This is a genomic window from Roseibium sp. 10G30-5, assembly GCF_055809635.1.
The window spans coordinates 3,676,733-3,700,068 of the sequence record NZ_CM147918.1 but is presented as its reverse complement, the minus strand read 5'-3'; the positions used below and the strand labels follow the sequence as shown (position 1 = coordinate 3,700,068).

At 56.9% G+C, this 23,336-nt stretch carries 13 protein-coding genes and 4 pseudogenes; 7 read left to right on the top strand and 10 right to left on the bottom strand.

Features of this window, described 5'->3' with window-relative positions; genetic code table 11:
• Nucleotides 1-142 precede the first annotated feature (142 nt).
• Together AC0L7U_RS18620 and AC0L7U_RS18615 are read left to right on the top strand one after the other, a co-directional pair.
• Nucleotides 143-970 carry a bifunctional allantoicase/(S)-ureidoglycine aminohydrolase gene (locus tag AC0L7U_RS18620; protein ID WP_473692759.1) on the top strand — a complete coding sequence of 276 codons (828 nt, stop codon included), beginning with the start codon at nucleotides 143-145 and terminating at the stop codon, nucleotides 968-970.
• Nucleotides 970-1,464 (top strand): ureidoglycolate lyase, encoded by a 495-nt coding sequence (locus AC0L7U_RS18615; RefSeq protein WP_473692758.1) that lies wholly within the window; start codon nucleotides 970-972, stop codon nucleotides 1,462-1,464. The genes AC0L7U_RS18620 and AC0L7U_RS18615 overlap by 1 nt, the downstream gene beginning before the upstream one ends.
• Nucleotides 1,465-1,489: 25 nt before the next feature.
• Here AC0L7U_RS18615 and AC0L7U_RS18610 read toward each other — a convergent pair whose 3' ends face one another.
• Nucleotides 1,490-3,115, bottom strand: a complete 1,626-nt coding sequence (locus tag AC0L7U_RS18610) for an EAL domain-containing protein (RefSeq protein WP_473692757.1) — start codon at nucleotides 3,113-3,115, stop codon at nucleotides 1,490-1,492.
• Nucleotides 3,116-3,541: 426 nt separating this feature from the next.
• Between AC0L7U_RS18610 and AC0L7U_RS18605 the strand changes: the two genes are divergently transcribed.
• Both AC0L7U_RS18605 and AC0L7U_RS18600 read left to right on the top strand, forming a co-directional pair.
• Nucleotides 3,542-4,735: a hypothetical protein gene (locus AC0L7U_RS18605; protein ID WP_473692756.1), complete on the top strand. Its 1,194-nt coding sequence runs from the start codon at nucleotides 3,542-3,544 to the stop codon at nucleotides 4,733-4,735.
• Nucleotides 4,736-4,800: 65 nt separating this feature from the next.
• The gene (locus AC0L7U_RS18600) at nucleotides 4,801-7,125 is read left to right on the top strand and encodes a hypothetical protein (RefSeq protein WP_473692755.1); all 2,325 of its coding nucleotides are present in this window, start codon (nucleotides 4,801-4,803) and stop codon (nucleotides 7,123-7,125) included.
• A gap of 119 nt (nucleotides 7,126-7,244) precedes the next feature.
• Here the strand turns inward: AC0L7U_RS18600 and AC0L7U_RS18595 are convergent, their stop codons facing one another.
• The 4 genes from AC0L7U_RS18595 to AC0L7U_RS18580 form a co-directional block, all read right to left on the bottom strand.
• Nucleotides 7,245-8,000, bottom strand: coding sequence for an ABC transporter ATP-binding protein (locus AC0L7U_RS18595; RefSeq protein WP_473692754.1), 756 nt, complete (start codon nucleotides 7,998-8,000; stop codon nucleotides 7,245-7,247).
• Nucleotides 7,984-9,024: an ABC transporter permease gene (locus AC0L7U_RS18590; protein ID WP_473692753.1), complete on the bottom strand. Its 1,041-nt coding sequence runs from the start codon at nucleotides 9,022-9,024 to the stop codon at nucleotides 7,984-7,986. Before AC0L7U_RS18590 ends, AC0L7U_RS18595 begins: the two co-directional genes overlap by 17 nt.
• Nucleotides 9,025-9,196: 172 nt before the next feature.
• Nucleotides 9,197-10,978, bottom strand: a complete 1,782-nt coding sequence (aspS, locus tag AC0L7U_RS18585; RefSeq protein ID WP_473692752.1) for an aspartate--tRNA ligase — start codon at nucleotides 10,976-10,978, stop codon at nucleotides 9,197-9,199.
• A 175-nt stretch (nucleotides 10,979-11,153) separates the two neighbouring features.
• Nucleotides 11,154-11,819 carry a nucleotide-binding protein gene (locus AC0L7U_RS18580; protein WP_473692751.1) on the bottom strand — a complete coding sequence of 222 codons (666 nt, stop codon included), beginning with the start codon at nucleotides 11,817-11,819 and terminating at the stop codon, nucleotides 11,154-11,156.
• A gap of 180 nt (nucleotides 11,820-11,999) precedes the next feature.
• On the opposite strand from AC0L7U_RS18580, the pseudogene rnd reads away from it, so the two are divergent.
• A pseudogene (rnd, locus tag AC0L7U_RS18575) lies at nucleotides 12,000-13,189 on the top strand (ribonuclease D).
• Nucleotides 13,190-13,334: 145 nt separating this feature from the next.
• On the opposite strand, the gene AC0L7U_RS18570 reads toward rnd, so the two are convergent.
• The 4 genes and pseudogenes from AC0L7U_RS18570 to AC0L7U_RS18555 all read right to left on the bottom strand — a co-directional run bounded on the left by AC0L7U_RS18570 (nucleotide 13,335) and on the right by AC0L7U_RS18555 (nucleotide 19,005).
• Nucleotides 13,335-14,864: a Ppx/GppA family phosphatase gene (locus AC0L7U_RS18570; protein ID WP_473692750.1), complete on the bottom strand. Its 1,530-nt coding sequence runs from the start codon at nucleotides 14,862-14,864 to the stop codon at nucleotides 13,335-13,337.
• A 59-nt stretch (nucleotides 14,865-14,923) separates the two neighbouring features.
• The gene (locus AC0L7U_RS18565) at nucleotides 14,924-17,143 is read right to left on the bottom strand and encodes an RNA degradosome polyphosphate kinase (RefSeq protein ID WP_473692749.1); all 2,220 of its coding nucleotides are present in this window, start codon (nucleotides 17,141-17,143) and stop codon (nucleotides 14,924-14,926) included.
• Between the two features lie 87 nt (nucleotides 17,144-17,230).
• Complete coding sequence (locus AC0L7U_RS18560; RefSeq protein ID WP_473692748.1) at nucleotides 17,231-17,911, bottom strand: HdaA/DnaA family protein; 681 nt, start codon at nucleotides 17,909-17,911, stop codon at nucleotides 17,231-17,233.
• A gap of 9 nt (nucleotides 17,912-17,920) precedes the next feature.
• Nucleotides 17,921-19,005, bottom strand: a pseudogene (locus AC0L7U_RS18555) (AI-2E family transporter).
• Nucleotides 19,006-19,262: 257 nt separating this feature from the next.
• Between AC0L7U_RS18555 and purM the strand changes: the two are divergent.
• Nucleotides 19,263-20,341 (top strand): annotated as a pseudogene (gene purM, locus AC0L7U_RS18550) (phosphoribosylformylglycinamidine cyclo-ligase).
• Between the two features lie 3 nt (nucleotides 20,342-20,344).
• Nucleotides 20,345-21,025: a phosphoribosylglycinamide formyltransferase gene (purN, locus tag AC0L7U_RS18545; RefSeq protein ID WP_473692747.1), complete on the top strand. Its 681-nt coding sequence runs from the start codon at nucleotides 20,345-20,347 to the stop codon at nucleotides 21,023-21,025.
• A gap of 111 nt (nucleotides 21,026-21,136) precedes the next feature.
• On the opposite strand, the pseudogene AC0L7U_RS18540 reads toward purN, so the two are convergent.
• A pseudogene (locus AC0L7U_RS18540) lies at nucleotides 21,137-23,235 on the bottom strand (molybdopterin-containing oxidoreductase family protein).
• Nucleotides 23,236-23,336: the final 101 nt, after the last annotated feature.

The window sequence follows — 23,336 nt, the reverse complement described above, 5'->3', positions numbered from 1 at the left end:
CCATGTCCAGCCTCGCCACAGTCAAAATTTCCTTGCCGTCGCAGTTCTTTCCCCGATACGCTCGGCCAAAATATCAAGGGTCATGCTGCCCTCGCAAGCAAGATCCCTCCCCTTCCGCGCGCCTTTTTCAGAGGAAACATTCATGACCACCGGGTCCTACTACGCGCCAACCGGCGGCCTGCCGCCGCAAACTCAACTTCTGACAGACAGAGCCATGTTCACGGAGGCCTTTGCCGTAATCCCAAAAGGCACGTTCTCCGACATCACGACCAGCTTTCTGCCGTTCTGGGAAAAAACCCGGCTTTGGGTCATTGCCCGTCCCCTGTCAGGCTTTGCCGAAACCTTTTCACATTACGTGATGGAGGTCTCTCCGGGCGGCGGCAGTGCAACACCCGAAACAGATGCGTCTGCGCAAGGCAGTCTCTTCGTGGTGGATGGGGAAGCGCACCTGACCCTTGATGAAACCACACACACGCTGAAGCCTGGGGCCTATGCCTATCTGCCTGCCGGTCAGGTCTGGCGTCTCACTAATGCCAGCGACACGCCAGTACGCTTTCACTGGATTCGCAAACAGTATGAAGCCGTGCCCGGACTAGACACGCCAGAGGCCTTTGTGGCGCAGGAAAATGAGATTGCCCCAACCGTCATGCCAGATACAGACGGGGCTCGGGCCACGACTCGTTTTGTCGACCCTACTGATCTGCGTCACGACATGCACGTCACTATCGTGACGTTGAAACCGGGGGCGGTCATTCCTTTCCCGGAAACCCACGTTATGGAACACGGGCTCTATGTTCTGGAAGGCAAGGCAGTGTATCGGCTTAATCAGGAATGGGTTGAGGTCGAGGCTGGCGACTATATGTGGCTACGCGCCTTCTGCCCGCAGGCCTGCTATGCGGGGGGCCCAAGCGACTTCCGCTACCTGCTATACAAGGACGTCAACCGCCACATGAAGTTAGGACGGCCGTGATGCTTCCTTCCCTGACGCCACGCCCGCTGACACCGGCGGCCTTTGCTCCTTACGGCGAGGTGCTGGAGGTCGCCGGAGCGCCGGACAAGATCATCAATCAGGGGCTTTGCGGCCGGTATCACGATCTTGCAACGCTGGAGAGCGACGGCGAGGATGCTCGCCTCGGAATCAGTCTGTTTCAGTCGCAGAAACGCACGTTCCCCTACACGCTGGAGATGGTCGAGCGCCACCCACTTGGCTCGCAAGCCTTCCTGCCAATGACCGAAGCGCCGTTTCTGGTCATCGTTTGCCCCGATGAAGCGGGCAAGCCGGGCACACCGGTCGCCTTCATCACCCGTCCCGGGCAAGCCATCAACTTCTCAAAGGGAACATGGCACGGTGTGCTGACGCCGCTTTCGGAGCCGGGCCTGTTTGCCGTGGTCGATCGGATCGGCCCCGGAGCAAACCTCGAGGAAGTCTGGTTTGACGAACCCTATCTGATCAACGCTCCATAAATACGCGGCGACGGGCCAGACAGCATCAAGCGTCCGTTTCGACAGCCGCCATGGCTGCTGCATCCGCCTCCGCTTGCGCGCGGTCCTGTTCGAGTTTCGCCTCGATGTCGGCTGCAAACTGAATGTACTCATCAGCAGGCATCGGCTTGGCGTAGAAATAGCCCTGCGCCCAGCTAACGCCCATCTCACGCAGCTTGTCAGTCTGCTCTTCGTGCTCAACGCCTTCCGCAATGATGGCCATGCCGAGGTTGTCGGCCAGTTCGACCATCGAATCGACAATCGTCGTCGAATTATCATCAGAGCCGATACTGTCGACGAACATCTTGTCGATCTTGATGATGTCGATGCCAAGCTTTTGCAGATAGGCCATGCCGCCATGGCCGGTGCCGACGTCATCAAGCGCAACACGTACGCCCATGGCCTGCATTTCGGCGATGATCTTACGCGCCAGATCCATGTCTTCCAAAGGATAGCGCTCAGTTACTTCCATAACGAGCTGCTGAAAGGAAATATCCGAATTAGCATAGATATGTTTGATGTCGCTGATGATTTCCCGATTTTTGAAATGCCCGGCGAACAGGTTCACCGACAACTTGAAACTCGGATTATCCTTATACAGTTTGCCAACTTCAGTGCATGTCTGAACCATGAGGTGACGCGTCATCTCAAAAATATGACCCGTGCTTTCAGCATAAGCCATGAATTGCCCCGGTGACACCATCGTGCCATTGGGACGGCGCCAGCGCATCAGCACCTCGCACCCGCGCACTTCTCCCGTCACAATGTCCATGACGGGTTGGTAATAGGGAATGAACTCGCCGTTGCGGATTGCTGCGAGAAAATCCTCATTGGCTTCCGTCTCAGGCCGCCAGGAGAACCAGACTCCGATAGCAATGAACAGAACCGAGAAGGCGGCGCTGGCGATGCCGACAATCACCTTGAGCGGCTCGACAAGACTGAGAGCCGCAGCGCGTGGCGCAATAACGGTTCCCACCAGCGGATAACGTTGTGAGCGATAATCAACGGAGAGCTTTTCTCCCGGCCCCTGCGCCTCGGAGGTGTAGCCGCCCAGCACCACCCATTGCAGCTCCTTGCCGAGATGCAGTTCGATGCGCCGATAAGGCCGCAGATAATCAGGGCCCGGATCCAGCACCATCGCGGCGGGATTGACCTCTGCATAAAGACGCTGATTGTTACGCAGATCCCAACTGATCACGGCGACATTGACACCCTGATAGGGCTTCTTGAGCATACCAATTCCCACCAACGGCCCATCCGCCTGCAACTTCGGCAAGATCGGGTCACCGTTGATCGGCATATCAGGGACCACACACATGCGCTGGCCATTGGCATCGACCAGCCCCATTGCCTGCACAACCTTGATGTTAGCCAGAACCTTTTGGAAGACAACACGGTCCTTCGGCGAGCAGGTCTGAACCCCATCGCGGTCCAGTTTCTGCAAAGTCGTGACAACAGTGTTGATTTCGGCTTCGGCACGATGCACATAACGCTCGCCCATCGACGACATCTCGTCGAGAGCGCGATCTTCGGCATAGTGATTGAGAATGTAATTGGCCACAATGGAGGGCCCGATTGCCAGTGTCAGGGCAATCGCAACAGCCCTCAGGAAGCTGAGATAACGACCAGACACTCCCTCAGTTCCCCTTCCGCTGCGGCCTGTCGGCACGACTTTCAGCTCTCATTCCTGCGCATCCATCTCGTATGTTTTGACAAGCATTGACACATATGCAGTGTGGAGTTTCCTCAACAAGAATGACAGTCAAACCAGCCTCATGAACGCTTTAGGCCACATTTGGGCCAAATCTTGCGTTAATTGAATCATTCAAAGTTTAACGGCATGTGTTTAAAGACGATCCATCAACGACTTATCGCCGAAAACTTTCTCTCTCTGCATGAACGGGACTTTTTGCCTTCCCCCTCATGTCCCCATAAACTTGGCGTTACGTGACCCTGTTTTTCGTAATGTCACTCATATGTCCCAATTCGACAGCAGAAAGCTTTCTGGACGCATTCCGACAATAATTTTCAACGGTCCAGACAATATGGAGAATACTGTATGACGTTTCGCCCGAAGCATCTCGCGGCCCTTGCTGCTTTGGCCACCTCTGTGTCCAGTCTGTCCATGGTCGCGCCAGCATTTGCGTTCGAACCGACAGGAAATGCCATCGCCGACGCCTATTTGCAGCGACTGGAAAGCAATTCCAATTTTGTTGCGAGCACAAAGGACGTCGAAGCCTCTGGTGATCTTGTCACGCTGAGCGACGTCAAGGTTATCCGCAAGGATAATCCCAAGCGTGATGAACTGACAATCGGGCAGACTGTCATCGACCATGGCGTTTTGGCCCCGGACGATACGCTGAACATTGACAAGCTGACATTGACGGATGTGTCGTCGCGCGCTCCCGAGGGCCACTTGACGATCGGGACCGCCATCGCAGGCGACATCAAGGTGCCGAAGAAGCTGCGGGACCTGTTTCATGCAAGCACGCTGAACCCGAGCGAACCGCCTTACAAGTCGCTGGATCTGACGACCGTGACCTATACGTCCAAAAAAGGCTATGACATCACGTTGGACCACTTCGCCAGCACCGGTGAGAACTTCAAGGACGGCATGCCGCAGGACACCACCGTCACCGTTTCCAACATGCACCTTCCCAAAGGCGCTTTTGAAGACGACGCCGGTGAACTGGGAAAGCTCGGCTACGACGACGGCCTGACCATCAACATGCACTCAAAGCTGCATTGGAATATGGATAGTGGCGATCTCACGCTCAATCCTCTCGTCATTGATGGTGTCGACGGTGGTACGCTGAAAGCCTCCCTTTCGATGAAGGGGATGACGGACAAGGTTTACAAGGAACTGCTGAAACCTGACATGCCTGCGATGGCCAAGCTTGGCAGCTTGCAGGGTGTTTCCATTGCCAGCATCAAACTGAGGTTCGACGACAAGTCGCTCACCGGACGCTTGCTCAAGGCACAGGCTGACAAGATGGGCATCAGCCGCTCCGAAATGGCGGACCAGCTTTCCGGGGCCATGCCGCTTGCCCTGCATAAGCTGAAGAACCCGGCGTTTGAAAAACAGGTCAACGAGGCGGTCTCGACCTATCTCGACGATCCTCAATCGCTGGCCATCACGGCCACACCTGACACCCCGGTGCAGGTTCAGCAACTTATCGGCGCGGCGATGATCGCGCCGCAGTCGATCCCCGATCTTCTGGGTGTAACGGTGAAGGCCAACACCTCAGAGTGATGAGACATTTGAACGAACCGGCCGCTTTCCGCGGCCGGTTTTTTAAGGCTTACTGGATGGATCTCATGCACAAGCATATGACGTCTCCCAATTCACGCCTGCCTTTGTTGTCAGGTCGTTCTTCCCTTCGCCTGACAACAGTGCTGATTGCCTCGACACTGGTTGTTTCGCCGGCTTTTGCACAGGCGAAGACCCGGAATGTGGCCACTGACCTGCTCAACGGCTGGGCAACCGACCTGGGAGATCATACGCCCTTCAAGGTCTCCTATTCGGCGATCAAGGCTGACAGCAAGGCCCGCAACGCCAGCATTGACGATCTCAATATACGCGCCGAGATGACCGGCCTGCTGCCTATCCTGCCCGGTACGCTGAACATCCGCATTACGGCGCCGCAGATCACTTTCACTGGACTGCGCAAAAGCAACGGCCTGTTGCATGCCGACAAGGTGACAGCAGATACCCGTTTTTCTTTTTCTCTCGTCTATCAACCGCCTGCTCCGCCAGTGGCAACCAAACCTGCGGCTCCAGAACAACAGCCTGCCCCATCCGGGACGACAACGGCCCCCGCCACATCAGGTAAGCCGCCACAGCCCGTGACCTATCAAGTCAGCTATGACGGGTTGACGATCGACGACATCGATCTGCCGAGCCAACTTGTGGGTCTTGTAACGCAAGCCGCCACCAGTCAGTCTCCGGCCCTCAAGACCGCGTCAAGTGAGGCTTCCCCAAGCCAGACACCACAGAGCGACAGGCAGCCAGACAAAAGAGCACCGCAGGACCAAGCCGACGACACGGCACAATCCCTGATTCCTGCCACGTTTCTCGATGTTGTTCGCAAGATTCATGTCGGCAACCTTCATGCCCGGTCCGTGCGCAGAACAAGCCAGCTTACGACCTCTGTTGAGGAAACGAGCATTCTCTCCGATCTTTCTCTGACCGGCTGGATGGATGGTCGTGTTGCACAGGAACGTGTCGGGCAATTGATCACCACCTCACGGCCAAGCGGTGCGGCCCCGGGTGCCGCCAAAAGCGTCCCGACGACCCGCACACATGCGACCAACATCACCTCGCGCGGTATCGACATCGTGGCGATAGCAAGCCTTTTCGGACTGCCGCCGGAGCCAGATCGACGAACACTGATTGCGTCTCAGACAAGTGGGCCTCTGATCATCCGGGAGAACGGTCTGACCATGTCGATCGGCGGCCTTCATTTAGACGGGTGGCGGCTCAATTCGTCTGATTCTGTCGACCTGTTGAAGCTCCTCGGTGATGCACTTGCCACACCGGACCGCAACGGCTCCCTGCAACTCGGCTTCGACGCCCTGTCTGTTTTGCAACATCTCGCACTTGACCGGTTGGCATTGTCTGATCTGAAGTTTCAGACGGGTTCGTCTGAAGCGATGCAAACGAGTGGCCATCTTGGATCTATCGTGCTGAACAATCTAAGTCGCGATGGTCTGGCAGACTTTGAACTTTCGAACCTCACGGCAGACTGGGATCATGGCAAACGCTTCAAGCTCAACCATTTTGCGCTCAACAACGTACAGTTTCCAAAACTGGATGACGTGAAAAACACTGTGCTATCAGGCTTCAGCACAAATGATGATGCGATGAAAAGCCTGCCGCAAGTTGGCCGATTGTTTCTCAGCGGCCTCAAGATGACCGACACACCAGCCTCCGGGCCAGATGGAAAGCGCTTGCCCGCAGGGTCTGGCAGAACACTGATTTCCCTGCGTCTGCTGGAAACCTTGCAATCACAGTTTATCGGCACAATCCCGACGACAACCAGCACCATCATCAATCATTTAAAACTGGCACCGAGTGCTCTTGGCCAGCCTGAGCTGGCATTGCAACTGCACAACATGGGGCTGAAACATCTGGTCATCGACCAATCTCTTCAGACCCGCTGGGACCCGACAACACATGACTTCATCTTGAAGAATGTGCATCTGGTGCTTGCAGATGGGCTTGATCTGAAAGCCTCTCTCACGCTTGGCAATGTCTCGAAAGGCTTGTTTGAAGGCGGCACGATGGCACGGCTGGCCCTGGTGACAAGCACTTTGAAATCCGCTCAGGTGCAACTTGAGGACCGCGGGACCATCACGCATCTGATCCAGACAGAGAGTCGCAAACGCGATGTGCCTCCGACTGTCGTGGCCAAGGGTCTGGCTCGTCAGCTCGTTGCCAAAAACCTGACCGGAGTGAGCGATCCAACCTTTCGCGCGCACGTGGAAGCTCAGGTGGCGGACTTTCTCGCTGACCCGGACAAGCTGACACTTACACTCACCCCCGACAGTCCGGTGTCTTTTGCCACCTTGATGGGAAGTCTCGCGGTTTCTCCTGACAACCTTTTGTCAACGCTCAATGTGAACATCAGCAACGGCAAGTGAGGCCGGCCGAATGACAGTCTCGGCACGGGACTGACTTACAAAGAAAAAGGCCGCTCCATCTTCTGATGGAGCGGCCTTCTCAATTTCGACACTGAGGTCATGTGTCTCATGCAATGAGATCAACCGACCTCTTCAGCAGATGCATCCACCTTCTTTTCGGTAAATTGCAATTCACACAGCCGACGATAAATTCCGTCAGCATCAAACAGCTCATTGTGCGTACCGCTTTCAACGCAAACGCCCTTGTCCAGCACGTGGATACAATCAGCATGTCGCACTGTCGCCAATCGGTGTGCGATGACAAGTGTTGTGCGCCCCTGCATCAAGCGGTGCAAGGCGGACTGAACCTTGGCCTCGGATTCGGCATCCAGTGCTGAGGTCGCTTCATCCAGAAGCAAGATTGGAGCGTCGCGCAGCATGGCCCGAGCGATGGCCACACGCTGCTTCTGACCACCGGACAACCGCCCACCGCCCTCGCCAACAATGGTGTCATAGCCTCTGGGCAGTTCAAGAATGAACTCATGCGCATTAGCGTTTTTCGCCGCCTCGATGATTTCTTCCTCTGCCGCATCGGGGCGGCCAACGGCAATGTTATCACGCACAGAAACATCAAACAGGAAGGTGTCCTGCGTTACCATGGCAATCTGATCGCGCAAGGTTGCCAGGGTGACATCCTGAATGTCCTGGCCATCAATAACGATGCGCCCACGCTCCGGATCATAAAATCGCTCAATCAACGAAAACATGGTCGACTTGCCGGCGCCTGACGCACCGACCAACGCCGTGGTCTTTCCCGGAGCCGCGATAAGCGACAGACCACGCAGAGCCTGGCTTTCACCATAGCCAAACTGAACATCCTCAAAGCAGAATCTCACCCGCATTAACGCGCAGCGCGGTGGCGTTTGGTTTCTCTTTCAGGTCTGGCACATCGTCGATCAGCTCATACATCAGCCGGACACCAACAAGACTATTGTTCAAGTTGACGTGCAAACGGGCAAGGCGCTTGGCCGGATCATAGGCCAGCAGAAGCGCAGTGATGAACGAGAAGAAGGCTCCTGGATCCTGTCCCAGATGGACAACCGCATAGCCACCGTAAAAAATCACCAGCGCAATGGAAACACCACCCAGTGTTTCCATGATCGGCGAGGTGCGCGCGGTCAAAGCCGCAATCTTGTTGGACTGGTGCTGAATTTCATTCACCGCACGATCAAATGACCGCTGCTGCAAAGGCTGCGTACGGAAGGCCTTGACCACCCGGACGCCAACCGTCGTTTCATGAATGACACTCTGCATGCGGGAGGCTGAATAGAAATTGGCCTTCGCGTATTTGCGAACGCGCTTCACCAACTTCGATACCCCCCAGACTGATGGCGGAACGATCACCAGAGAAATCAGCGACAACAATGGATTTTGGAACACCATCACGGCGAGAAGGCCGATCAGGGTCAAGACATCACGCCCCAGTGTCAGCGCCAGCATATCGATTACCGGCCTGGCGGCACCCGCATTGCTAAGAACCCGCGTTGCGATTTCACCCAAGGTTGTACGGTCGTAATAGGCCATGTCCTGCTCGATCAAGCGATCGAACAGACGGCGTTGGCAATTTGCGACGATGGAATTGCCGATCCGGCTGAGAACCAACGACTGACCGTAGTTGGCAAACCCCTTGACTGTAAAAATCAGCAGGACCAAGCCTGCGACAACGTAGATCATCTCGGGATTGCGTTGAATGAAGACCTGATTGATCACGTCCTTCATGATCCAGGCGCTTGCCGCTGTCGTTCCTGCCACAAGGCCCATAAAGACAAAAGCCAGCAGATAGCGCGGTATATATTGACGCGCATTCTCTGTCATCAGACGTCGGATCAAGACCCAACTGCCATCAGGGTCGGTCCACATCGACCACTTTGCTGGATTGAGCAAGGTTGCTCCCTTTCATGCAAAAGGGCCGGTTTCCCGGCCCCAAGTCGACCGCTGAACACTGGGTGCAGCGGATCTCCGAGAAAGTCCCGGGCCGATGATCCGCTGCGTCCTCTCTTTCAAGATCAGCATCGGACCCGGCCCAAGTCCATCAATTGTCTGGCAGGTTCAGCCGCAGGTGCAATTCGCGCAACTGCGTCGCCGTCGGATCGGACGGCGCTGCCATCATCAGGTCTTCCGCCTTCTGGTTCATCGGGAACATCACCACTTCGCGGATGTTCTCTTCACCGGCCAGCAGCATGACCATGCGGTCGATTCCTGCAGCGCAGCCACCATGCGGCGGTGCACCGTACTGGAATGCGTTGACCATGCCGCCAAAGCGCTTCTCGACTTCATCCTTGCCATATCCGGCAATGTCGAATGCCTTGTACATGATCTCGGGGAGATGGTTACGGATCGCACCTGAAACAAGCTCATAGCCGTTACAGGCCAGATCATACTGGTACCCCAGAACCTCGAGCGGATCGCCATCAAGCGCGTCCAGCCCGCCCTGAGGCATGGAGAAGGGGTTGTGCTCGAAGTCGATCTCGCCGGTATCTTCGTCGCGCTCGTAAATCGGGAAGTCAACGATCCAGCAGAACTCAAAGCGCTCAAGATCGGTCAGACCAAGCTCTTCGCCAATCACGTCGCGGGCCTTGCCCGCCACGCGCTGGAAGCTTTTTGGCTTGCCGCCCAGGAAGAAGGCTGCATCACCGATGGTGAGATCAAGCTGCGCACGAATGGCTTCGGTACGCTCCGGGCCAATATTTTTGGCCAGCGGCCCCGCAGCCTCCATGGACCCATCTTCCGCCTTGCGCCAGAAGATATAGCCCATACCCGGCAGACCTTCCTGCTGAGCAAACTTGTTCATCCGGTCACAGAACTTGCGACTTCCGCCCTTGGGAGCCGGGATCGCACGAATTTCGGTGCCATCCTGCTGAAGGAGGTTTGCAAAAATCGCAAAGCCACTGTCACGGAAATGTTCGGAGACGACCTGCATCTTGATCGGGTTGCGCAGATCCGGCTTGTCGGAGCCGTACCACAGAGCCGCGTCCTTGTAGGAAATCTGCGGCCAGTTCCGATTAACCGGACGGCCCTTGCCAAAAGTCTCGAAACACCCTGCGATCACCGGCTCAATGGTGTCGAAAACATCCTGCTGCGTGACAAAGGACATTTCCAGATCAAGCTGGTAGAAATCCGTCGGCGACCGATCGGCACGCGGATCTTCATCGCGGAAGCAGGGAGCGATCTGGAAGTACTTGTCGAAACCCGACACCATGATCAGCTGCTTGAACTGCTGTGGTGCCTGAGGCAACGCATAGAACTTGCCGGGATGCAGACGCGACGGGATCAGAAAGTCACGCGCGCCTTCAGGCGAGGATGCCGTGATGATCGGCGTCTGAAACTCGTTGAAACCAATGTCCCACATACGCTTGCGCAGATCGCGCACGACGTTGGAGCGCAACAACATGTTGTTGTGCAGCTTCTCGCGGCGCAGGTCCAGGTAACGGTACTTGAGGCGAATTTCTTCCGGGTATTCGACGTCGCCGAAAACCGGCATCGGCAATTCATTAGACGATCCGAGAACTTCCAGATCCCGAATGAAGATCTCCACCGACCCGGTGGGCAAACCGTCATTGATTGTTTCGTCTGTCCGCTTCTTCACGTCTCCGTCGATGCGGATACACCATTCCGAGCGCAGCGTTTCTGCCAGCTTGAAGGCCGGGGAATCCGGATCAATGACGCACTGCGTGACGCCGTAGTGATCACGCAGGTCGATGAATAGAAGGCCCCCATGATCTCGAACGCGATGAACCCAACCGGAAAGGCGAACGGTGCCGCCTACGTCAGTCAAGCGCAGATCGCCGCATGTGTGGCTACGGTAGCGGTGCATGTAGTCCTCGATAGTCTCTAGGCATCATAAAAAGCGGAGCAGCGACACGTGCGCCAGCGTCCTCGTTCAACCGCTGGACAAGCCACGTTCCCCCGCCAAAGTCAAGGTATGGTGGCAGAAAGCCAACGGCAAACGCATGTCTGAACGGCAAGGCGTGCCGCATGGAAGGTGATTATCACTCCTCAAGCTGATGGAGCAAGGGGGTCCATTGGTCACGCAACGGCTGGGTGGCAGCCCCGCTGTAATCGAAAATCCCGCTTCCCTCCCCCGCACACCGGGCATAAGCGATCCGGTCGGACAAGGCACACAGGATCGGAAAGCCTGCCTTGGCCATCTGCTTGTGCAACGCTTCGACTTCCAGCGTCGAGCGGCCGACACGGTTAGCAACCAGATGCATTTCGGCCTTGCCTTTGCGCACACGCTTCAACTCGTTGAGTTGCTTCAGAAAACCAATGGTAGCCCGGGAATCGAATGCCGACGGCAACAAGGGCACAATAATATGCGATGCTTCAGCCACCAACAGCTTGGCTTTTTCTTCTCGCAACCCACCCGGACCATCAATCACCACCAGATCCGGCTGAGTGGACGTGTCCGGCCATGCTGTGCCAATGGCATTGCTCTTGGTCCAGTCCAGCGTCTCGATCTCGGGAAACCGTGCATCTTTCGGAAGTTTCTTGTTTCGCTTCAACCGGCGAGCAGCCCAATCGAGACAGGATTTCTGCCGGTCGGCATCAGCCAGCACGACACGCTGCCCACGCGCCGCAAACAACGTTACCAAATTGGTCGCCAGCGTTGTCTTGCCACATCCTCCCTTGGCATTCACGATCAGTATTCTTTTCAAGACCACATTCCTTCAAGCACGATTTCTTCACCTCACCCAGGACGGAAAAACACCGGCAAGCCCCTGCAGTTCAACAAGAAGCACTTTGCAAAGCCTTCTGTTGTGAGGTACAGCCAAGCACGGCGACCAGCAGATTTCGACGCGACAACATGCCAAGATTACGTTATAGCTTGGAGCACCATGCAAGTAATTACAAAGACAACAGACCTCGCTGAGGCTTGCAAGAGTCTCGCGCAAAACGATTTCATCACCGTTGACACGGAATTCCTTCGGGAAACGACATTCTGGCCCAAACTGTGTGTCATTCAGATGGCAGGGGCGGATCTTGCCGTGATCGTCGATGCACTTGCGCCTGATCTTGATCTGGCGCCGTTTTTCGATCTCATGGGCGACGAAAATGTCATCAAGGTGTTTCATGCCGCGCGTCAGGACGTGGAGATCATCCACCATATGGGTGGTCTGATCCCGATCCCCCTGTTCGACAGTCAGGTCGCCGCGATGGTCTGCGGATTCGGTGATTCGATCTCTTATGATCAGCTTGTTTTCAAGGTGTCCGGCGAACGCATCGACAAATCGTCCCGCTTTACGGACTGGTCGCGCCGTCCGCTGACCAAAAAGCAGCTCACCTACGCCTTGGCAGATGTCACACATCTGCGCGACGTCTACATGTTCCTGAAGGCCAACCTGGAAGAACAGAAGCGCACCCATTGGGTCGTCGACGAAATGCGGGTCCTCACATCCGAAGACACCTACGTCAGCGAACCTGCCAAGGCATGGCAGCGCCTGAAAATGCGTGTACGCAAGCCAATTGAACTGGCCGTAATGATGGAATTGGCGGCGTGGCGCGAGCGTGAAGCGCAAGCGCGCGACATTCCACGCAGCCGGGTGATCAAGGATGACGCAATTTACGAGATCGCGGCACAACAACCTCAAGATACCGAGGCACTTGGGCGCCTGCGCAGCATTCCGCGCGGCTTTGAACGATCCAAGCAGGCCGACAGCATTCTGGAAGCCGTCAACACGGCCTTGAAGATCCCGCAAAGAGACCTGCCGAAAGTCCCCAAGGGCCGCCAGGCCCGGATGGGTCCGCTGCCGCTGTGGATCTGCTGAAGGTGCTCTTGAAGCTCGTGAGTGAAGCAGAGGGCGTTGCCTCTAAGGTCATCGCCACGGTAGACGATCTTGAAAAGATTGCCGCCAGCGATGATGCGGATGTGGCTGCACTTCAGGGTTGGCGACGAGAACTCTTTGGAGAGAAAGCCCTGAAACTGAAACGCGGTGAAGTGGCTCTTGCGTTCCGCGATCGTCAGATTGTCTTGCTGGATCAACCGCCGGCAGAGATCGAGGATGACGTCGACGAGGCCGCCGAATAAGTCTGCTGCACCACGCTGCCGCCAACAGTCACAAAACACGAAAGCCGGTTGATCTTTCCCTATAACAGGGAGCGACCAACCGGCTTTTTTCTTACATCAATGCTTGCCACAGGCTGTGAGGCCAGTCAGCAGCAATGATCCCGGGTCAGTCCTCGATTTCAACGTCACTCTTCAACTTCACCATCTTGGCGAACTGATTGAAACGCTTGCGCAAACGCGAGCCGTCAAACATTTCAAATTCGCGCGGCAAGACCAGGATCAATGTATCGTCCTCCAACCGCAGCGAAGTATGCGGCAAGATGCCAGGCGCGGATGCACTGAGGACCGAAGCCACCCGCAAGACCCCGCCCAGGATCCGAGCACGCTCGAACAATCGGTCGCTACAGACCTGCTGCACCACATCAGGCAGCACCTCTTCAGACATACCCTCGTAACGATAGAAAACGCTGGCTGCCATATATCCACGGCCCGAATGCTCCAGCCCGATGAAAGCGGCATTCAGGATGATATTGAAGCTCTGCTGGCCGCGATAATCCGGATGCGCCCGCCACCCGATATCGGACAACAGGCAGGCGGCATGTCTCAGACTGCGCTCCTGTCGTGTTTCTTCCAGCGACAGCAAGTCGAAAATAGCATTGCTCCAGAGAATCAGCTCTTCAGACTGTTCGGGAGACCGAGCCCGCAACACGGCAAATTCTCGCGCCGCTTCAACCACCGGGTCTTGTGTTCTCAGACCTTCCGGCAATTGCTCATGCAGCAAGCCTTCACGCACACCCGTTGCCGACATGACCACCCGGTCGGCCTTCATCCCCTTCAGCACTTTTTCAAGGACGATGGCCCCGAACGGCAACAGTCCACGGCGTTGTTTCGAGACCACACCGGAGTGTTTGAAGTCTCCGACAGTTTCTTTGTTGATCACCTTCTTGCAGAACGCAATCGCCTCCTCGGCCGGGATCTCATAGGCATGCATCACATGCAGCGGATAACCGCGCTCATAGAGATGAAGGCGTGCCAGTGAGCGCCAGGTGCCTCCAACCGCGTAAAAAGTCCGCGGCAAGCCTTCCGGCAGATCCGGCCAAGTATACTCCTCAAGCACCTTCTCGGCGATCTTCTCCGCCTTGTTCAGATCGTCCTCGGAGGTTTCCTGCAAGCGCAACCCACCCAGAGGATAGGTTTCGCCTTTGCCCGGCTCGCCCCCCGCCACCGGGATCAATTCAAGGCTGCCACCGCCCATATCGCCGACGATTCCGACGGGGTCCCAGAAACCTGCAATAACCCCAAGCGCAGAATAATAAGCCTCTTCGCCGCCGTTGAGGATACGAACGTCATGTTCGAACAGCTCCTCGACACGCGCAACGAAGTCCGGACCATTCTCGGCATCACGGGCCGCAGCCGTTGCCACGAGGTGAACCTCGGTCACGCCCATATGCTCGACTACGGCGCGAAAACGCGTCAGCGCCTGCAAGGCGATCTCAACCGATTCGTCGTTCAGCCGTCCGGTGGCTGCCACACCGCGCCCCAGGCCCGCCAACACCTTCTCGTTGAAGAGCATGGTCGGCGTTCGGGCCTTGCGCTCGTAGATCACCAAACGCACCGAGTTCGATCCGATATCGATCACCGAAATCGGCCCGCTCCCCTTGAGGCGTCCACGTGCTGTTCCGTGCATTCCGTCCATGTTGGTCTTTCTTTTCCTGCAAAACCAGCGTCTTCAGTTTATACGACCTGCACGCAAGCCTATTCCTGAACCTCGCGCTTGACGAAAGGCCGTGGCGCATCACTCTTCAGTGACTTGCCCCGCCCTGACAGCGAGGGATTGGTCATGAAGAAGCGATGCGCATTGAACGGTTCTTCGTCTTCGTTTGGCACGATACGCTCATGCGAGCCATCGGGCAAAATCCGCCAGCTCTGCTGGTTATCACGTAGATTGGCAACCATGATCTGATCCAACACCTGTTCATGCACCGTCTGCGTTTGCAAAGGCACCAGAACCTCGACCCGGCGGTCAATGTTGCGGGGCATCAAATCGGCGGATCCAATGAAGACATGTGCCTGCGGTGACGGCAGACCGAAGCCATTGCCGAAGCAGAAAATACGCGCATGTTCCAGAAAACGGCCGACAATTGATTTCACGCGGATGTTTTCCGACAGGCCTGCGATGCCCGGACGCAGGCAGCAAATACCGCGGATGATGAGATCCACCTCAACGCCTGCGCAACTTGCCTCATACAGCGCGTCGATGATCTGCGGATCAACGAGCGAGTTCATCTTCATCCAGATCTGGCCCTTGCGACCCGCCTTGACGTGCTCGATCTCGGCTGCCGTCAGATCCAGGATCTTCTGACGCAGATTGAGTGGCGACACCGCCAGCAACTCAAGCTTACCCGGTTCAGCATAGCCGGTGATGTAGTTGAAGACACGCGCAGCCTCTTGTGCAACCCGGTCGTCATCGGTGAAGAACGACAGGTCTTCATAAATCCGCGCCGTGATCGGATGATAGTTACCCGTTCCGATGTGACAATAGGTTTTCAGGCCGCCGTGCTCACGACGCACGACCATGGAGAGCTTGGAGTGTGTCTTCAGTTCAATGAAGCCAAAGACCACCTGAACCCCGGCCCGCTCCAGATCGCGCGCCCATTTGATGTTGGCGGCTTCATCAAACCGCGCTTTCAGCTCCACCAGAGCGGTGACCGATTTTCCAGCCTCAGCCGCCTCAGCCAACGCCTTAACGATCGGCGAATTGTTTGACGTGCGGTACAGCGTTTGCTTGATCGCCACCACATCGGGATCACGCGCGGCTTGACGCAAATATTGCACCACCACATCGAAGGATTCATATGGGTGATGGACGATGATGTCCTTCTGGCGAATGGCGGCAAAGCAATCACCATTGTGCTCGCGGATACGCTCGGGAAAACGCGCTGAATAGGGCTCGAACTTGAGGTCCTTGCGTTCCAGGTCAACAAGCTGAGACAGATTGTTGAGGCCCAGAAGCCCGTCCGCCAGAAAAGTTTCATGCAGACCGACATCCAGCGCATTGACGACAAACTCACGCAGGGAGCCTGGTGTCGTGTCCTGAATTTCCAACCGAATGACCGAGCCGCGCCGGCGCCGTTTCAAGGCGCTCTCGAACAGACGGACGAGATCTTCGGCTTCTTCTTCGATTTCCAGATCGCTGTCACGGATCACGCGGAAGGCCCCCTTGCCGCGAATGATGTGACCGGGGAACAGATGGTCGATAAAATGGCTGATCACCCGCTCAATGGTGATGAAGCGGGCCTCACCGTCCGGACCATCAGGAAGCTGAACGAAACGGTCGACCTGCGCGGGGATGCGCAACAGCGCAATCATCCCCTTGCCGCCGCCGTTCAGCGCCAGATCGAAAACAATCGAGAAGCCAAGGTTGGGAATGAAGGGAAACGGATGCGCCGGATCAATGGCAAGCGGCGTCAAAACAGGGAACACATAGGTGAGGAAATGCTCTTCCAGCCAGGCCTGTTCGCGTGCGCTGAGGTCTCGAACGTTGAGGGTAACGATACCCGTTACCGCGATCTCACTGCGCACTTCGCGCCAGATTGCCTGTTGCTTGGCTTGCAGCCCCCGCACGGCCTCGTTGATCTTGGCAAGCTGTTCGCCCGGGGTCAGGCCATCGTCCGACAGCGTGGCCACAGACGCACGTTGCTGGCCGCGCAGACCCGCCACACGGACCATGAAGAACTCGTCCAGATTGTTGGCCGAGATCGACAGGAAGCGCAGACGCTCCAGCAAAGGGTGATTGCGGTTCATCGCCTCTTCGAGAACCCGGTGGTTGAACTGCAACCACGACAGTTCCCGGTTCATGAAGCGGGAAGAAGACGTCGCCAGCCGGTCGAGGTCCTGAGCCGGATCACTCGACAATGTATTCGGAGCACTGGCCGAAGCTTCCACCGCCTGTGACAGATCCACAGTGTCGTTCATCGTCCCCTCGTCCGCCATAGTGCCCCATCATTTTCAAAGTGTCAGGTCGGCATACCGAATTTGACGCCGCTATGCCAATTTAAAAACTCACCCCGCTTCAGCCATCTGATCCAGAATACGGCCGACCAGAGGCTTTGAGATTTTGAACCGGCGCGCCAGCGAATCGCGGTCGATCTTGTCGACCATATCGCATGCCACCCCAAGCGAGCGCTCCATGCGCAACACCAGATAGTCGATCACCGCCAGATCGACAGACAACTGACGATCGGCGAACAGTTTGATCAGCACCTGCTGCAAGAGCTCGTCATCCGGCTCGGCAATCCCCACCGGCGTCGCCGCCCGCAGACGAGACTTCAGATCGGCCAGTGTCAAATTCCACATGGACGGCCAGCTTCGGGCGGTCAGCAGAACCCGCACATTGGCCTGACGCGCCGCATTGAGCAAATGGAACAAGGCCGTCTCGTCGACGCCCTCATGCGCATCTTCGATGACCACGGCCCCCGTGAAGACCAGCGGTTCCACGTCGTCCACCATCAGGTCGGTCGACTGAAGCACGGCACCGCCCACTTCAGACGCCCACGCCTGAACCAGATGGGTTTTGCCTGATCCCTGCGGACCCGCAATGATGGCAACAGGCGCGGGCCAATCGGGCCAGCGTTGCAGCAACTCGAAGGCTGCGCGATTCGGATCGCCAACCAGATAATCGTCAAGCCCCAACGCCTGCTCGTACGGCAGGATCAGTGGCAACTGGCGAGGAGTTTCCGCCATGTTTTCGCCTTATTCTTTTTGGACCGACGAGTTGCGGCCATTTCCGGTATAAATAGGGCTCGCTAGATATTTGCTCAACGCGAAGCGCGCAAGCACACCAATCATCGCGGCAGTCGGAACGGCGATCAACAGACCCACAAATCCAAAGAGATATCCAAAGGCAAACAACGCAAACATCAAGGCAACCGGGTGCAAACCAGCCCTTTCGCCGATAAGTGTGGGTTGTAGAACATTTCCTTCCAAAAATTGTCCAACAGCAAAAATACCAAGGATCAAACCGATCATCCAGGGTCTGGCCAGAACTGAACCAGCGCCACCGAGATGGACACGACAAAGCCGAGCGTCGCCCCGACGAAGGGAATGAAGCTGACAAGGCCTGCACCAATACCAATCAGCAAACCGAAGTTGAGGCCTGCCAAAAGAAGACTGATCGCGTAGAACGCACCGAGCAGCAGGCAGACCGAAACCTGGCCACGGACAAAACCTGCAACCGCACGGTCCATGTCGCGGGCGAGAGTGCGCACGGTCGAGCGATGCTCCACCGGCACCCAATCATCGACGCGCTCAACCATCACGTCCCAGTCGCGCAGCAGATAAAAGGCAACAACCGGCGTTACCACCAAAAGCGATATGACGGAAATCAGCGTCTGGCTTCCGGTCCAGACCGACTTGAGCAGGCTCGTCACCCAGGTTGCTCCCTGCCCCATCAGTTTTGAGACGGAATCCGACAGGTCATTTGGCTGCATGCCCAGCGCACTCATGACTCTTTCGCTCAGGTGCCCCTTGAACAGGTCATGCAACTGGTTCAGCAGATTTGGCAATTTCTGAATGAAACTGGCCGTCTGATTGCCCAGAACCGGCAGTACCAGCACCAAAAACGCCACAATGATGACGAGAAACACGAGCAGGATGGCACCGGTGGCCGACAGGCGGTTGAAGCCAATATTCTCCAGACGGTCGCAAACCGGATCGAGCAGATAGGCAACGGCCATTCCTGCAACGAAAGGCAGCAGGATCTTGGAGAAAATCATCATGAAGATGATGAAAACCACCAAGGAGCACAGCCAGAACTGCATTTGCCGAGTTAAACTCATAAAAGACGTCTCCAAATACCTTGAAAAGACGTCGCCGCTCCGGATGGTTCCATGGCGAAGTCTCCCGTCACATACGGAGCATACACGCTGGACGTCAAGAAGCTGTAGCGTGCGCGCCGGTTTTGTGCAGGAATTTGGTTCGTACACGTCAACACACAGGCAAACCGCCGCCTTTCTGCTTGAGTTCCGCAGACACTCGCGCTAATCGGGCACACTATCCCGTATGATCAGGCGCATCCGCATCGGAGTTTCAATCCATGAGCCAGTCCAAGCAGCCCCAATCCAATGGCCTCACGTATGCTGAAGCTGGCGTCGACATCGATGCAGGCAATGCGCTGGTGCAGAACATCAAGCCTTTGGTCAAGGCGACGTTGCGCTCGGGCGCAGATGGCGCCATCGGCGGTTTTGGCGGATTGTTCGATCTCAAGGCCGCAGGCTTTACCGATCCCATTCTGGTGGCAGCCAATGACGGCGTTGGAACAAAGCTGAAGATTGCCATCGACACCAACCAACATGCCACCGTTGGCATTGATCTGGTCGCCATGTGCGTCAACGATCTGGTGGTGCAAGGTGCCGAACCGCTGTTCTTCCTGGATTACTTTGCCTGTGGCAGCCTGGAGGTCGAGAAGGCCACCGAAGTCGTGGCAGGCATTGCAGAGGGCTGCAAACAGGCCGGGTGCGCGTTGATCGGTGGGGAGACTGCCGAAATGCCGGGCATGTATGCCGAAGACGACTATGATCTTGCAGGTTTTTCTGTTGGCGCTGCCGAACGGGGCACCCTGTTGCCGCGTGCTGATGTTCGCGAAGGCGACGTGTTGCTGGAGCCTTAGCCTCGTCCGGCGTCCACTCCAATGGCTATTCGATGGTGCGCAAGATTGTTGAGGTTTCTGGCTTCGATTGGGACAGCCAGGCTCCCTTCGCCAGCGATCGCTCGCTTGGCGCAGCGCTGATGGAGCCGACCCGCATCTACGTGAAGCCATTGCTGGCCGCGATCAAGCAAACTTCCGGCATCAAGGCCCTCGCCCACATCACGGGCGGTGGTCTTCCAGAAAACCTGCCCCGCGTTCTGCCCGAAGGCACCGGTGCCCGCATTGATCTGTCGTCCATCGATGTGCCAGCGGTGTTCAAGTGGCTATCGCAGACAGGCGGCGTTGCCGAGAGCGAAATGCTGCGCACTTTCAACTGTGGCGTTGGCATGGTGGTGGTTGTCGACCGGGACAAGGTGGATGCTGTCATCGCCAGCCTTGAGACATCGGGCGAAACGGTCGCGCGGATCGGCGAGATCGTCAAGGATCTAGACACCCCCGTGGTCTTCGACAATTCCTCGGGATTTTAAAGCATGAGCACGCGCAAGAGAGTTGCCGTTCTGATCTCTGGACGTGGCAGCAACATGCAGGCGCTGATCACCGCCGCGGCCGCGGCCGACTATCCGGCGGAGATCGCTTTGGTCATATCCAACCGCCCGGATGCCGCCGGCCTTGAGTTTGCCAGCAGCCATGGCATTGCAACAGCTGTGGTCGATCATACGGAGTTCAAGGGCGAGCGCGAAGCCTTTGAGCGCGCGCTGCATGCCATTCTTTGCGATCACAAGATCGAGCTGATTGCGCTTGCAGGGTTCATGCGGTTGCTCACCCCGTATTTCGTTGGCGAATGGAAGCATCGGCTGATCAACATTCATCCCGCGCTCCTGCCGAGCTTCAAAGGGCTCGGAACCCACGAGCGGGCGCTCGACACGGGCGTCAAGCTGCATGGGGCGACGGTGCATTTCGTCTCATCCGAAATGGACGATGGTCCTATTATTCTACAAGGGGCGGTGCCGGTTCTGGATGAGGATACGCCGGACACTCTCGGCGCGCGGGTTCTGAAACTGGAGCACAAGCTTTATCCGGAAGCCTTGCGGCTCATTGCCTCCGGACAGGCCCGCATGAAGGGCGAAACCGTATTTTGCAGTGGTCTTGCCGACCATCATCAGGACACGCAGTTCATTCCGCATTCGTCTTCTGCGCCGAAAGCGGAATGACCGCGCTCTGGTCTCTTTGCGCGGCCCGCGTCTTCGTCTTGATCCATGAACAGCAAGGGCCTTGAGGCGCATTGAAGACGCGCCTCCCCCTTCACGTCTGGCGCGTTTGTTTCAGGCGCGTTTGATCCAGACCGCGGTGTCATGGAATGCCGCCCCGCCGTAAGGCGCGACTGGGTCAGCGCCCGTCAACGTGTTGATGCCGCGCCCGTCCGCAAAAGCCTCGTTCGGCCAGATCCCTTCCGAGATCACAGTTCCCGGCGTCACATCGTCATAAAGCCGCAGGTGCAGCGTCACCACGCCGCGCGCATTGCCCATGCGCACAAGATCACCATCGGCCAAGCCCAAGGCATCTGCCTGATCAGCGCGCATCATCACGTTCGGACGACCTTCCTTTTTCACCGAACTGGACGTCTCGTTGAAACTTGAATTGAGGAAGGAGCGCGCGGGAGCGGTCACCAGCCGGAAGGGATGGTCTTCATCAGCCTGCTCGATAGCATCCCATTGATCCGGCAACACCGGCATGGCCTGCCAGGGCCCAGTGCCTCGCCGTTTTTCGGCGTATTGGGCGACTTTGAGCGCCCCCAGTCCGGGTGGAAATGGAACTTGCCATCTTCATGGCCGAAGCCATCCAGAAAATGCGATTCGCGGAAGTCGGGTTGCAGGTCGATCCATCGACTTTGATGCATTTCATCCTAGGAGCCATAGCCGGAGGATTTCAGCATCCAGTCAACATGCTCGCGGGCCGTCATCTGGAAACCTCGATGATCGCCTGCGCCAACGCGCCGCGCCAGCTCATTGATGACGTAGATGTTTTCGCGTGGCCCTTCCGGCGGCTCAACCACCTTGGGACCGAGCAGAAGATGCTGCTGACCGCCCCCCTTGTAGATGTCGTCGTGCTCCAGAAACTGCGTGGCGGGCAACACTACATCGGCCAGTTTGGCCGTTTCCGTCATGAACTGCTCATGCACGCAAAGGAAAAGATCTTCACGCGCGAAGCCCTGCTTGACCTTTTCCTGCTCGGGCGCAACAGACGCCGGATTGGTATTCTGGATCAGCATTGCCTTGACTGGCGGACCACCCGCCAGCGTTTCCGGATCACTGCATAGCACACGCCCGATCAGGCTTTGATCAAGCTCGCGCACCTCGGGACGATCCAGCTCCGGCGCTTCCACAAGCCGCTTGTCGGTCTTGAAGATGCCGCTGTTGCTGTGGAACGCGCCACCGCCCTCGTATTGCCATGCGCCTGTGACGGCAGCAATCGACAAGGCCGCGTGCATTCCCACGGTTCCGTTGCGAGACCGGGTAAAGCCATACCCCAACCGGAAATATGTCTTCTTGGTCTCCCCGATCAAATGGGCGACCTCCTCGATCTGGTCGACGCTCAGCCCCGTGATGTCAGCAGCCCATTGCGGCGTGCGGCTTTCAAGGTGCGTTGCCAACTCTTCCGGGCAATCGGTATAGGCTTTCAGATAGTCCCAGTCGGCCAACCCATCGCGAAACAGCACATGCATGATGCCACAAGCCAGCGCCGCATCGGTGCCAGGCTTCAGGATCAGGCCAATATCGGCTTGCTTCATAGTCTCCGTGCGATAGACATCCACGACGATGATCTTGGCGCCGCGCTTTTTTCGCGCGGTGGTGACGTGGGTCATGACGTTGATCTGCGTCGCCACCGGGTTGGTGCCCCAAATGACAATTTGATCGGACACTGCCATTTCGCGCGGGTCTGGCCCGGCCAGTTTGCCTGTCCCGGCCATGAAGCCCGTCCATGCCATGTTGGTGCAGAAGCTTCCAAACAAGCCGGAATAGCCCTTGGCACGGCTCAGACGGTTGATGCTGTCGCGCTGAACCAGTCCCATGGTGCCGGCGAAATAGTTCAGCCACACACTTTCGGCGCCATAATCGGCTTCGGCAGCAAGAAACTTCTCCGCCACCAGATCCAGCGCCTCTTCCCAGGAAATTTCCTCAAACCGGCCCTCCCCTTTGCGACCAACGCGGCGCAAGGGCTTCATCAACCGATCCGGATGATACAATCGCTCTGCATAGCGGGCTACCTTGGCGCAGATCACCCCGGCGGTATAGCTGTTCTCCCGCGCGCCATTGACCCGCTTGACGCGCCCGTCCTCGTCCAGATGTACGTCCAGTGCACAGGTCGACGGGCAATCATGCGGGCAGGCAGAAAAGGCCGGAGGGAGGACAGACTTGTTCATAACAGTTGCGCCTTGCTGGAAGAACTCTTGCCCCACCAATACGCGATCGTGCACCGCGATAAAAGCCTTGCGGTATCGTCATCTGGTATGACGCACGCGTT